This is a genomic window from Sphingomonas sp. Ant H11 (assembly GCF_000797515.1).
In the GTDB taxonomy this organism is placed as follows: domain Bacteria; phylum Pseudomonadota; class Alphaproteobacteria; order Sphingomonadales; family Sphingomonadaceae; genus Sphingomonas.
The window spans coordinates 15,747-28,492 of the sequence record NZ_JSBN01000025.1 but is presented as its reverse complement, the minus strand read 5'-3'; the positions used below and the strand labels follow the sequence as shown (position 1 = coordinate 28,492).

At 63.6% G+C, this 12,746-nt stretch carries 12 protein-coding genes and 1 pseudogene; 4 read left to right on the top strand and 9 right to left on the bottom strand.

Annotated elements, in window-relative coordinates:
• The coding region (locus NW75_RS06105) for a GcrA family cell cycle regulator (protein WP_033964326.1) at positions 1-333 on the top strand (333 nt) is incomplete at its 5' end.
• A 118-nt stretch (positions 334-451) separates the two neighbouring features.
• Here NW75_RS06105 and NW75_RS06100 read toward each other — a convergent pair.
• Complete coding sequence (locus tag NW75_RS06100; RefSeq protein ID WP_033964325.1) at positions 452-1,231, bottom strand: hypothetical protein; 780 nt, start codon at positions 1,229-1,231, stop codon at positions 452-454.
• A 154-nt stretch (positions 1,232-1,385) separates the two neighbouring features.
• Positions 1,386-2,318 carry an IS1595 family transposase gene (locus tag NW75_RS06095; protein WP_033964324.1) on the bottom strand — a complete coding sequence of 311 codons (933 nt, stop codon included), beginning with the start codon at positions 2,316-2,318 and terminating at the stop codon, positions 1,386-1,388.
• A gap of 268 nt (positions 2,319-2,586) precedes the next feature.
• Between NW75_RS06095 and parE the strand changes: the two are divergent.
• Both parE and NW75_RS06085 read left to right on the top strand, forming a co-directional pair.
• Positions 2,587-4,567 (top strand): annotated as a pseudogene (parE, locus tag NW75_RS06090) (DNA topoisomerase IV subunit B).
• 143 nt (positions 4,568-4,710) lie between these two features.
• Positions 4,711-5,760 (top strand): tetratricopeptide repeat protein, encoded by a 1,050-nt coding sequence (locus NW75_RS06085; RefSeq protein ID WP_033964323.1) that lies wholly within the window; start codon positions 4,711-4,713, stop codon positions 5,758-5,760.
• 46 nt (positions 5,761-5,806) lie between these two features.
• Here the strand turns inward: NW75_RS06085 and NW75_RS06080 are convergent, their stop codons facing one another.
• The 5 genes from NW75_RS06080 to NW75_RS06060 all read right to left on the bottom strand — a co-directional run bounded on the left by NW75_RS06080 (position 5,807) and on the right by NW75_RS06060 (position 9,015).
• The gene (locus NW75_RS06080; RefSeq protein WP_231564992.1) at positions 5,807-6,001 is read right to left on the bottom strand and encodes a hypothetical protein; all 195 of its coding nucleotides are present in this window, start codon (positions 5,999-6,001) and stop codon (positions 5,807-5,809) included.
• A 69-nt stretch (positions 6,002-6,070) separates the two neighbouring features.
• Positions 6,071-6,598, bottom strand: coding sequence for a GNAT family N-acetyltransferase (locus tag NW75_RS06075; protein WP_033964322.1), 528 nt, complete (start codon positions 6,596-6,598; stop codon positions 6,071-6,073).
• Complete coding sequence (locus NW75_RS06070) at positions 6,595-7,401, bottom strand: LysR family transcriptional regulator (RefSeq protein WP_033964321.1); 807 nt, start codon at positions 7,399-7,401, stop codon at positions 6,595-6,597. The genes NW75_RS06075 and NW75_RS06070 overlap by 4 nt, the downstream gene beginning before the upstream one ends.
• Complete coding sequence (gene apaG / locus NW75_RS06065; RefSeq protein WP_033964320.1) at positions 7,398-7,796, bottom strand: Co2+/Mg2+ efflux protein ApaG; 399 nt, start codon at positions 7,794-7,796, stop codon at positions 7,398-7,400. Before apaG ends, NW75_RS06070 begins: the two co-directional genes overlap by 4 nt.
• 13 nt (positions 7,797-7,809) lie before the next feature.
• Complete coding sequence (locus NW75_RS06060; RefSeq protein WP_033964319.1) at positions 7,810-9,015, bottom strand: trans-sulfuration enzyme family protein; 1,206 nt, start codon at positions 9,013-9,015, stop codon at positions 7,810-7,812.
• 107 nt (positions 9,016-9,122) lie between these two features.
• Between NW75_RS06060 and NW75_RS06055 the strand changes: the two genes are divergently transcribed.
• Positions 9,123-10,418, top strand: coding sequence for a phospholipid carrier-dependent glycosyltransferase (locus NW75_RS06055; protein ID WP_231564991.1), 1,296 nt, complete (start codon positions 9,123-9,125; stop codon positions 10,416-10,418).
• A gap of 135 nt (positions 10,419-10,553) precedes the next feature.
• Here NW75_RS06055 and NW75_RS06050 read toward each other — a convergent pair whose 3' ends face one another.
• Together NW75_RS06050 and leuB are read right to left on the bottom strand one after the other, a co-directional pair.
• Positions 10,554-11,654: a glycosyltransferase gene (locus NW75_RS06050; RefSeq protein ID WP_033964317.1), complete on the bottom strand. Its 1,101-nt coding sequence runs from the start codon at positions 11,652-11,654 to the stop codon at positions 10,554-10,556.
• Positions 11,651-12,703, bottom strand: coding sequence for a 3-isopropylmalate dehydrogenase (gene leuB / locus NW75_RS06045; RefSeq protein ID WP_033964316.1), 1,053 nt, complete (start codon positions 12,701-12,703; stop codon positions 11,651-11,653). The genes NW75_RS06050 and leuB overlap by 4 nt, the downstream gene beginning before the upstream one ends.
• Between the last annotated feature and the right edge of the window lie 43 nt (positions 12,704-12,746).

Sequence of the window (12,746 nt, the reverse complement as noted above, 5' to 3'; positions counted from 1 at the left end):
ATCCTGCGCTCGGTCGGCCCCGGCGGCTTCCTGCGTCAGGCCCCTGGCGAACAACAAGCACCGATCACCCCCGCGCCGCCGCGCCGTCTGGTTCCCGCCAAGCCCTCGCCCGAAATGGCGGGCAAGACCACGCTGCTCGATCTCAGCGACAAGATCTGCAAATGGCCGATCGGCCATCCGGGCGAGCCCGACTTCCATTTCTGCGGCGAGAAGGTGAACCCCGGTTTCCCTTATTGCGTCGGACATTGCGGCCACGCTTATCAGGCACAGCTGCCGCGCCGCGATCGTCGCCCGGCCCCGCCGCTCCCGTTCGGCGGCCCCCGCGCCCGCTGATCTGCGCGACAGGACAAAGAAAAGGGGTCGCCGACACGCCATCGGCGGCCCCTTTTTTTGACGTTGTTATATTTCGCGTACCCAAACGGGCAAGGGGTGCTGAATGAGCGCCCTTAATCTATCCCGCGATTTCAAGGCAGCGCGCTTTCAGACTTTCGCAAACTTCCTTCGCCTTGCTCATGAAGGAATTGAGCGCGAACCCAATTTCCACAAGCTCCGTAAGCTTGGGGTCCTTAAGGCATATTACGAAGGAAAAATCGTACTCGCCGTTAGTTTTGACATCCCCCTTCCACCTCATAAGTTCTGCCTCGTTTTTGCGAGGGTCCCATCGGGGGGTAAGCATCGCGAAGCTTTCGACGTGCTCCGCAGTGATATCGGGGAACTTGGTCGATGCAATATGCGCTTGGATGGAGAGTCCGACCGTGTGCTTATTGTTTGCGATGGTAGCGAGCGATCGGATCAGGTCGTTTCCGCCGGGGTAAGCATCAGAAGTTCCGTATGGTTGATGCAGCCTGATCGTATCCCAGAGTCTTTGATCGATAGGGCGGCTATTCAACAGACGGTCAACATCAGTGGGCGTTTGCGCCCATGGATAGTAGACGCTTTTGGAGGGGCGTCTGGGCACTATCACGCTGCTAGCATAGATGGCCTGATCAAAGCTGTGCCGCGCACTGGTAAGAGCCTCTGTGGCTTTGCGCCTGAAGCTCTTTGGTATCTGGCCAGTGAATTTGATTTTCTGAACATTCTCGCCAGTGTCAGGGTCGAATTCATTGAAAATGGTTGCAATGTCACCTTTGAAAAAATCAGACATCACGGCTTGAAGTTCAGAGAATGCTTCTTCTGCCCATCCGATCGATTCCTCGACAGTCTCAAACTCTCGTAGGATTTTATCCCTCATGGCTTCTTTGGCATCTCACTTTTTCGCACCAGACGATCAAGCGTCTTATCGGCCTCGGTGGGGTTTAGTTCGCCAGCGGCGATTAGCCTTTCGACCTCGGCGCGAAACCTCGCGCTTTGGGCTTCCTGGCACTCTGGTTCCTTCTTCTTCGGCATCACCGCGCACCAATCGTTTCATAAGTGAGCCGCTTGCCGACGATACCCTTGAGCATCGCGTCGGCACGGTCGGCATCATTGCAACCAAGCGCCACGCGGTTGTTATAGCGGAACTCGAACTCGGCGGCATAGCGGTGCAGGTGCTGCTTGCCGCAGTGCTGATAGACACCCTTCATGCCGCGCTTGAAGATCGAGAAGTAGCCTTCGATGGTGTTGGTGTGGACCTCGCCGCGACCGTACTCGCCCGCGCTGTGACGGGTGAAATCGTGGCTGGCGAAAGTGCGCGACAGGTGGCGGTACTGGCCCGCTTCGTCGGTCATCACGCGGGCCTCGCGGGCGATGTTCGCTTCAAGAATCGGCAGCAGATCAGCGGCCTTGAGGCTGTCCACAACCATCGAACGGGCGCGGCCAGTGTCGCGGTCGATCAGCGACAGCACCTTGTACTTGTGCGCGAAACCACGGCCCTTCTTCTCGCCTTCCGGCTTAATGGTCTTGTCGTAGCCGATGAAGGTTTCGTCGATCTCGACAATGCCACCACCCGAACCGAACTGGTCGAGCCCACCGTCCCGCATGGCTTCGCGGATACGGTGCGACATGAACCAAGCGGTCTTGAGGGTGACGCCCAGAACGCGGTGAAGTTGGTTGCTGCTGATGCCCTTCTTGCTGCCAGCGATCAGGTACATCGCCTGAAGCCAGATATGCAGGGCAACGTGGCTGCTCTCAAAGATGGTGCCGATCTTCACGGTGAAGGGCTTGCGGCACTGGTAGCACTTCCAGACGCCTACACGGGTGGACTTGCCCTGAAGTTTGCCGATGCGTTCCACGCCGCCGCAGTGCGGGCATACAGGGCCTTCCGGCCAGATGCGCGCTTCGACGTAGGCGAAAGCGGCTTCTTCGCTGTGAAAGTGCGGGGCGGAAAGGGCCGACGACATAGGGTTTCTCCAACAGGATTCACCCTACGTTCTCGCCTTGGGTACGTCAAGTATAATATCGCCCTTTTTTTGGTATGCGTACCCATTCCGTTCGTTTCGAGCGTAGTCGAGAAACCTGGCACAGCGTATTTTGCGGTTTCTCGACTTCGCTCGAAACGAACGGGGGTGAGGGAAAGCCGCCCTGCCCCTCCGGATGCTGAACCAATCCTAACAGAGCCATCCGCGATGGTGCTTGGCAGTATCCCCGCCCGCGCCGTATAGCCGCCTCATGCCAGAAGACCTGTTCGCCGCCACGCCCAAGCCGATGACCGATTACGATGCCTCGTCGATCGAGGTGCTGGAGGGGCTGGAGCCCGTCCGGCGGCGGCCGGGCATGTATATCGGCGGCACCGACGAGCGCGCCTATCATCACCTCGCCGCAGAAGTGCTCGACAATGCGATGGACGAGGCCGTGGCGGGCCATGCCACGCGCATCGAGATCGAGCTGCACCCCGGCAACCGACTGGTGATCATCGACAATGGCCGCGGCATCCCGGTCGATCCGCACCCGAAATTCCCGGGCAAATCGGCGCTGGAAGTGATCCTCTCGACGCTGCACTCGGGCGGCAAGTTCGATGGCAAGGCCTATGCGACCTCGGGCGGCCTGCACGGCGTCGGCGTCAGCGTGGTCAACGCTTTGTCCTCCGACACGATCGTCGAGGTCGCGCGCAACCGCGAACTGTATCGCCAGCGTTTCGCGCGCGGCGAGACGCTCGGGCCGCTGGAGCATGTCGGCGCCGCCCCCAACCGGCGCGGCACCTCGGTCAGCTTCGTGCCCGATGCCGAAATTTTTCGGCGCGGACATGCACTTCAAGCCCGCGCGGCTGTACAAGCTCGCCCGTTCCAAGGCGTATCTGTTTGCGGGCGTCGAAATCCGCTGGAAATGCGCGCCCGGCATCATCACCGACGACACCCCGCCAGAGGCCGTGTTCCAATTCCCCGGCGGCCTGGCTGATCATCTGCGCGAACAGATTGCGGGGCGTGAGTGCGCGACCACCGATTTCTTCGTCACCCGCCAGGATTTCCCCGGCGAAGCGGGCCGCGTCGAATGCGCCGTCGCCTGGCCGCTGTGGAGCGACGGATCGTATAGCTGGTATTGCAACACCATCCCCACCCCCGATGGCGGCACGCACGAAGCGGGGCTGCGCGCCGCGCTGGTGAAGGGCATCCGCGCCTTTGGCGATCTGGTCGGCCAGAAAAAAGCCAAGGACATTTCGCCCGAGGATATCATGACCGGCAGCGAGCTGATGCTCTCGGTCTTCATCCGCGACCCGCAATTCCAGAGCCAGACCAAGGACCGCCTGACGTCGCCCGAGGCCGCGACGCTGGTCGAGCGCGCGGTGCGCGACCATTTCGACCATTTCCTCAGCGACAATATGGAGCGCGGCAAGGCGCTGCTGTCTTATGTCATCGAGCGCATGGACGAACGCCTTGCGCGCAAGGCCGAGCGCGAAGTGAAGCGCAAAACCGCGACCAGCGCGCGCAAGCTGCGCCTGCCCGGCAAGCTCACCGATTGTTCGTCCAACGGCCCCGAGGGCACCGAAATCTTCATCGTCGAAGGCGATTCGGCCGGTGGCTCGGCCAAGCAGGCACGCGACCGCAAGACGCAGGCGATCCTGCCGATTCGCGGCAAGATCCTCAACGTTGCCTCGGCCACCTCGGCCAAGATCCATGCCAACCAGGAAATCGCCGACCTTATCCAGGCGCTCGGCTGCGGCACGCGCAAGGACTGTGTGGCGGACAATTTGCGCTACGAACGCGTCGTCATCATGACCGACGCAGACGTGGACGGCGCGCATATCGCCACGCTGCTGATGACCTTCTTCTTCCAGGAAATGCCCGAAATCGTGCGCGCGGGCCACGTCTATCTGGCGCAGCCGCCGCTCTACCGCCTGACGGCAGGCACCAAGAGCCTGTACGCGATGGACGACGCCCACCGCGCGCATCTGGAGGCGACCGAGTTCAAGGGCAAGAAGGTCGAAATCGGGCGCTTCAAGGGTCTCGGCGAAATGAACCCGATGCAGCTGCGTGAAACGACGATGGACCCGAAGTCGCGGGCGATGCTGCGCATCACCTTGCCGCAGGAATATGAAGAACGCGCGGTGGTAAAAGACCTGGTCGACCGGCTGATGGGCACCAACCCCGCGCACCGCTTTGCCTTCATTCAGGAAAATGCCGCACGGATGGACGAAGACGCGATCGACGCGTAAGCTTTGAGCATATAGAATCTGCGTCGGAGTTTTTCATGCCCCGTCTTGATACAGTGTGCCTGCTATTGGCCGTAATAGGCACTCCGGCATTCGCACAAACGAAGGACTCAACGACGGCGGCCACCACCGGACCCGACATTGTCGTGACCGGCATCTCCCTGAATGACGCAAAGGCTTCGCTGCGGGCCTGCCTCGATCAACACTGCCCGCCGGACAAGGATATCGCCGCGACCTTGGCCCTCGCGGAGACCGAGTTCGTGGCGGGGGACTACAAATCGGCCCGCGCGACGATGCTCTCTTCGATCGGGCGCAACCGCCGCTTCGCCAAGCAATATCCGGTTCCCGTCTCCGACCTACTGCGCGCCAATTCCCGAGTGGCGGCGCATCTAGGCGAGGAAACCGCATATCGCAGTGGTGCCATCCAAGTGGTGACCGCGCTGAAAGCGGGACTGCCTCCATCCGATCCGCGCGTGTTAAACGCCCAGCTCGAGCTGGGCGATAGCTACGCCAAGACCGGCGATACCGATGACGCTATCAATCTTTATCAAGACGTGGCCAAACATGCCCATGCGGTTCATCAGTCAAACAGCGAGGGATTTGCTCTCCTCAGGGAGGCACGCCTGTACGCCGCTTTGTCCAAAGGCAAATCGAGCCCCTATTATTCAGACGCGCTAAACGCCACCAATCGACTCATCGCGCGGGGTGAGCCGGAGCTTGCTCCGTTCGTACAAGCGGCAAAGCTGCTCAAGGCAAATATTGCAGTCCAGCATGGCGATACCGGGGCTGTAGACCGCCTTGTCGCGGAATATCGCGCCGTCGCCACAGGTGGTGCCGTCCCCGTCCTGCTGTATGCGCCGAAGATCGAGCAGCGCCAGCTCTCGGGCCGCGAGGGCGCAAGCGGCACCACCCTCAACAAACTCGCCATGGATGACTTCGATAATCAGTGGGTTGACGTGAGTTTCCTCATCAGTGCCGACGGAAAAGTCAGCGAGACCGAGGTACTGCGCAAGAGCTCCGCGCTCTCGGGAGATTGGGTCAAGCCGATCCTCACAGCGATAGCGGGACGACGTTACGCCCCGCTCGCGCCCGACAGTCCAGGCTTCTTCAGAGTCGAACGGTATTCCTTCACTGCGGCCTGGACCACAGTCACCGGATCGCGGATGCGGGTACGCTCGCCTGCTCCAAAAAATTGAAATGGTTGACCTGTCTCGCGATGACGCCAAAGGCGGTTGAAGCGCGTTATCTGCCCATCCGCGCTTGGTGGTATTTCATCCGCACCACCACCCCCGCCAGCACATGCAACACCGCCATGCCGATCAGGAACAGCGGCAGGATCATCGGCATTTGCGGCCAGTACCGCGCGCGTAGGCCCGCTAGCACTGCGCCGACAATCGCCAGCGCGACACCCATCCAGCGGATCGGTCGCGTGACCATGCGCAGTTCCTTTTGATAGGCGGCGCGCTCGGCGGGGTCGTTGAGGTTGGGGGGGTGGCAGAGCCGGGGTCATCGCGCGGTCCAATCGCTGGCGAGCAAGCCCCACAAAAAGGTGTCGCGCACGCCGAGATGCGTTTCCCACTCTTCGCGCAGCCGACCTTCCAGCGTGAAGCCAAGCGCCTTCAGCAAGCCGTTCGACGCAGCATTCTCGGGGTCGGTATCGGCAAAGACACGGCGCTGCCCTTCGACGCGGAGCAGCTGATCGAGCACCGCGCTCACCGCTTCGCGTGCGATGCCGCGGCCCCACTGCGCGCGCGCTACCATATAGCCGATCTCGGAAACGCCGGGCCGCTTCTCGCCGACTGCGACGAAACCGATCGCGCGATCCTCGCCCGCAAGCGTGATCGCCCAGGCGCGCCACTCGACAGACGGCTCTGCAAATTTCGCGCGGGTCTGCTCGACCGAAATGTGCGGCGCGTGCGACCAATAGGTCATCGCCTCCACATCGGCATAGCTGGGGAACAGCGCCTCCGCGTCCTCCACAGTCCGTTCGCGCAGGCGCAACCGACCGGTGTCGAGCACCGGGATCGGCCTCATGCCGTCAGCGCCTCGACCAGCGTCTTGACCTTTTTCTGCCGCCACTGCGGCAGCGGCGCGACCAGCCAATAGCCCAGCCGATACGGACGCGCCTCGCCGACGGCGACCACACGGCCCGAGGCCAGATCGCCTGCTGCCAGCAATTCGGGCACGGTCGCCCGCCCCAGCCCCTGCGCCGCAGCATCGAGCGCCAGCCCGGCATCACCGACATGCACCAGCGATTCGGCGGCATCGTCGACACAGCCGGGCCAGGCGATGCGCGTGTCGATCCCGCCGCCCGCACGCTCGACAGTAATCATACCCGCCGAGGCGATCGGCTCGCCCTCATGCTCCCCCGGGCCATCGCCCCAGCGAATCGCCAGATCGAGATTGGCCTCGGTGAAATCGATCGCGCCGCTGGTCCCGAAGGTGTCGGACGAGATCAGCACGAAGCGCATTTCGGCGTCGCTGCGCGCAATGTCCGCCAGACGCGGCATCAGCCACTTTTCGGTCAAATCGCGCGGTGCGGCGATGGTCAGCGACTTGCTCGTCTGCCCGGCCTGCATCGCACGCACGGCTTCCTCAAACTGCAAAAAGCCCTCGCGCAGCGCGGCCAGCCCGCCCTCGCCCTCGGGGGTCAGCTCAAGCCCCTTGGTCGTCCGGCGGAACAGCACCACGCCCAGCGTATCCTCCAGCGCGCGGATCTGCTGGCCCACGGCAGCCGGCGTCACCGCCAGTTCGTCGGCGGCGCGCGTAAAGCTCAGGTGCCGCGCGGCGGCATCGAGCACGCGCATGCCGTTGAGCGGGAGGTGCGTGCGCTTCATGCCCCCACCGCCGGCGCGATCAGCGCGAATTTGGGGATTTCGACATCGAAGCCCGAGCCGTCCTCGCCCATCATGTGATAGCTCCCCAACATCGACCCGGTCGAGGTCGAGAGCGGGCAGCCCGAGACGTAATCGAAACTTTCGCCGGGGGCGAGCAAGGGCTGTTCGCCGATCACGCCCTCGCCTTCGACCGAATGCCGCGCCCCGCGACCGTCGGTGATGATCCAGTGCCGCGTCAGCAATTGCACCGCTTGCGGGCCGGCATTTTCGAGCCGGATATGATAGGCCCAGAACCACCGGCCACGCTCGGGCTCGGATTGTTCGGGCAGGAAGCTGACCGCGACGCGCACGATCACCCCGCGCGTCTCCGCGACGTACGGGAACAGCGCCTTCACGACCGCCGCCCCGTCATAAGCCCACCGCCGTCAGCGCGCGATCGAGATCCTCGATCACGTCGTCAGCGTCTTCGAGACCAACGTTCAGCCGCAGCAGCCCCTCGGTCACGCCCATTTCCAGCCGCTTGTCTTCGGCGACGCCGGAATGGGTGGTGGAGGAGGGGTGCGTCATCAGCGAGCGCGAATCGCCGATATTGTTGGAAATATCGACCAGTTGAAGCGCATCGAGCAGGCCATGCGCCTGCTGGCGCCCTTCGACCTCGAACGCGAAGATCGGCCCGCACGCGTCCATCTGGCGCATCGCCAGATTGTGCTGCGGGTGGCTCGGCAAGCCCGGATGCAGGATACGCGGCACGCGCGGCTCGAGGAAGCGACCGACCTTCAGCGCATTTTCCGATTGGCGGCGGATGCGCAGGTCGAGCGTCTCCAGCCCCTTCAACACCACCCAGGCATTGAACGCACTGAGCGTCGGCCCGGTGTTGCGCGTGAAGGGCAACAACGTGTTGGTGATGAAATCCTCGGTGCCACACACCGCACCTGCCAGCACGCGCCCCTGCCCGTCCATCATCTTGGTCGCGCTGTAAGCGGTGACGTCGGCCCCGAACTCCATCGGCCGCTGTAGCGCGGGCGTGGCAAAGGCATTGTCGACCACGCTGGTGATGCCGCGCGCGCGGGCGATGCCGCAAATCGCGCTCAGATCGGCAATGTCCATCGTCGGATTGGCGGGGGTTTCGAAGAAGAACACCTTGGTGTTGGCCTTGGCCGCATCCTCAAAAGCCTGCGGGTCGCGCGCATCGACGACGGTCGTCTCGATGCCGAATTTGGGCAGCAGCGTATCGACCAGCCAGCGGCACGATCCGAACGCCGCGCGCCCGGCCACGACATGGTCACCGGTCTGGAGCTGGCACAGCAACACTGCGGTCATCGCCGCCATGCCGGTCGCCATCGTGCGGCACGCCTCGGCCCCTTCAAGCAAGGCGATGCGCGCTTCGAGCATCTCGACCGTCGGGTTCTGCAGCCGCGAATAGGTCATGCCGACCTGATCACCGGCGAAGCGCGCCGCCGCATCGGCCGCGCAGTCATAGGCATAGCCCGAGGTGAGGAACAGCGCCTCGGAGGTTTCCCCCCATTCGCTCCGCGCGGTGCCGCCACGCACGGCTTGCGTTGCGGGGCGCCACTGGCGCGTGATGCTTTGGTCCTGGCCGGTGCGACGTTTCATGGGGCACGCTTTGCCGGGCGCGGGGGGCGCGCGTCAATGGGGCGATTCGCGTGGGAGCAATCCGCACTCCCTTGAAAGCACCGTAGCGAAGACGGATAGAGGCGCGCGTGAACGCCAACCAACCCAGTCCCTATCGTGCCGCCGCGTTGCTGGCGGTTCTGTCGCAAGCGCTGTTCTGCTTTCGCCTGACCGTGCCGACCAAAGTGATGTTCGACGAGGTGCATTACGTGCCCGCCGCACGGCAATTGATCGCGCTGAGCGGGCCAGTGAATATCGAACACCCCCTGCTCGCCAAGGAGATCATCGCGAGCGGTATTTTGCTGTTCGGCGACAATAGTCTGGGATGGCGCTTCTTCTCGACGCTGGCGGGCACAGCGACGGTGCTCGGCGTGTTCGCGATTCTGTGGCTGATGCTTGGGCGGGTGCGCCCGGCACTGTTCGGCGCGTTGTTCGTCCTGTTCAACGGCACGGTGTTCATCCAGGCGCGGATCGCGATGCTCGATGGCTATATGGCCGCGTTCACCGTGCTCGGCATCGCCGCCTTGCTGTGGGCGATGCGCGCCGAGTCGAGCGGGACGGCATGGTCGCGCTGGATCTTGGGGAGCGTGCTGCTCGGTCTCGCCGTTGCCGCGAAATGGATCGCCGCACCGTTCGTTGCTTATGCCGCGATTGCCTTTGTTATGGTGCGGCTGAGCGATGCGCGGCGTGGGGGGCGATCGGTTTATGCCGCGCTCAACGCCCGCCCGATCGGCGGCGTCCATCGACACTGGCCGGGGATGGCGGCGATCCCGGCGATTCTGGTGCTGGGAACGGTCAGCATCGCGACCTATTTCGCGACCTTCGCCCCTGCCTTTTTCTACACGGTGCAGCCGATGACGGTCGCCAAGCTGCTGCCCTTTCAAATGCAAATGTACGGCCAGCAAACGCAAGTCCTGCCGCACCACCCCTATCAATCGGCGTGGTGGACGTGGCCAGTGATGGTCCGACCGATCTGGTATCTGTACGAACGCGTGGATAGCGCGCAGCGCGGGGTGCTGCTGGTCGGCAATCCGGCGGTGCTGTGGGGCGGGCTGGTTGCGGTAGCGGCGTGCCTGTACGGCTGGTGGCGGACACGCGCGCCCGCGCTACTGGCGGCGACGGGGCTATGGCTGGGCAGCTATGTGATCTGGGCGATCATCCCGAAATCGCTTGGCTTTTTCTATTATTACTATCTGCCGAGCATCTTCCTGTGCGTCGCGCTGGCGGTGTCACTCGATCATTTCGCGCGCGGCAAGCGCTGGGATGCGCGCTTCCTGCTGCTGGTCGTCGCGCTGTTCGCGCTCTTCTATCCGGTGTTATCGGCAATGCCGTTATGGGGGCCCAACGCCTTCCATTTCTGGACGTGGTTTCCGAGCTGGGTTTAGAGGCTGTCCCTTTCCCCGTTCGCCCTGAGCCTGTCGAAGGGCCGCCTCCGCAGGGGCACCGTTGCTTGTGCGGCGGGGCTTCGACGAGCTCAGCCCGAACGGACCATGGATGATCGTGCTTGGGCGAAAACGACTTTAATACCGCCCCCACACGAAGCGCGACGACAGCGCATAATTCCACACCGCCGCCACCACGATTCCCGCCAGCGCGGGGGCCGCCCACGCTCCGTGCTGCACGCTGAACAGGAACGCCGCGACCCCGACATTGGCCGCCGCGCCAACCGCGCAGACGAGGCAGAACGACACCCAGCCATCGAACAATTGCCGCACGCCCTTCAGCCGCCGCTCGCGATAGGTCAGCGCATTGTTGAGGAAGAAGTTGAAGGTCATCGCAACGCCCGTCGCGACGATCGTCGCGGCCAGGAAGTTCAGCCCCTCCGCGCGGAACAGCGCCCATAACACCGTCAGGTGGACCAGCGCGCCCAGCGCTCCAATCCCTGAAAACATCACGAACCGCACCGGCACGATCCGCCCGAACAGCCGATCGTACAAAGCGATCAGAAACTCCATCGCCACGACATGGTCGAGCTTGCTCTCCCCCTCGCTGCGCAGGCGGAAAGTATAAGGCAATTCGAGGAATTTCAGCGGACGCGGGCTCGCGGTCATGATGTCGAGCAGGATCTTGAAGCCGATCGCCGACAGGCCCGGCACCAGCGCGCGCGCCACAGCGGTGCGGATCATGAAGAAACCGCTCATCGGATCGCTAAGGTCGGCCTTCAGCACATAGCGGGACAGCCGCGTCGCCAGCGCCGATTTGGCCACGCGATCCTGATCCCAATCGCCCGTACCCCCGCCCGCGACGAAGCGCGATCCGATCACCAGATCGAGCGCGCCATCCGCCTGCAAGGCATCGAGCATCTGCGGCAGCAGCGTCTCGTCATGCTGCAAATCGCCATCGATCACCGCGACCGCCGGTGCCGCAGTCGCGCAAATCCCCTCGATGCACGCCGAGGACAGGCCGCGCCGCCCGATCCGCTGGATCACGCGTACCCGCGCATCGCGCAGGGCAAGATCGCGCGCCGCCTGCGCGGTGCCATCGGGGCTGTCGTCATCGACGAAGATCGCTTCCCAGCGTCGACCGGCCAGCGCCGCGTCGAGCTTGGCGATCAACACTGGAACGTTGCGCAGTTCATTGAAGGTCGGGATGACCACTGCGAGTTCCAGCGCTTCGTTCATTTGAGCGCAGCCAGTACTGCGTCGCCCATCGCCGCTGTCGAATGCGTTCCGCCCAGATCGGGCGTGCGCGCACCGTCCGCGATCGCCGCGATCACCGCCGCCTCGATCCGCTGCGCCGAGGCTTCATCCGCCAGCGAGTGCCGCAGCAGCATCGCCGCCGACAGGATCGCCGCGCACGGATTGGCCTTGCCCTGCCCCGCAATGTCGGGTGCCGAGCCGTGGATCGGCTCATACAGCCCGCACGTCCCCTGCCACTCATTGAGCGAGGCCGAGGGCAGCATCCCGATCGAGCCGACGCACATGCTCGCCTGGTCGGACAGGATGTCGCCGAACAGATTGCCCGTCACGATCACGTCGAACGCGCCGGGGTTGCGCACCAGCTGCATCGCGGCATTGTCGACATACATGTGCGTCAGCTTCACATCGGGATAATCGAGCGCGATCTCATTGACGACTTCGCGCCACAGTTGCGAAGTTTCCAGCACATTGGCCTTGTCGACCGAAGTGAGGATGCGCTTGCGGCGCTGCGCCATCTCGAAACCGACGCGGACGATGCGGGCGACCTCGACCTCGTCATAGCGCATCAGGTCATGGCCTTCGCGCAGGCCGGTATGCGTGATGCTGCGGCCCTTATCGCCGAAATAGACGTCGCCGGTCAGCTCGCGCACAATCACCAGATCGATCGCACGCGCCACTTCCGGGCGGAGTGCAGAGGCGTCCTCCAGCCCCGGAAACATCTTGGCCGGGCGCAAATTGGCGAACAGGCCGAGCGCCTTGCGCAGGCCCAGGATCGCCTGTTCGGGCCGAAGCGCGCGCTCCAGCCCGTCCATCTCGGGATCGCCGACCGCGCCGAACAGGATCGCGTCGGCGCGTTTGGCCAGCGCGAGCGTTTCGGGCGGTAGCGGGTGGCTGGTCTGGCGATAGGCCGCACCACCGATCGGCGCGCTCTCGAATTCATGGCCGAGGTCGAGCGCTTCGAGCACGCGGCGCGCCTCATGCGTGACTTCGGGGCCGATGCCGTCTCCGGCGAGAAGTGCGATCAGTGCCACAGGCGTGCTCCCTTATGCTGCGCAGGGCAATGCCGAGGCGAAG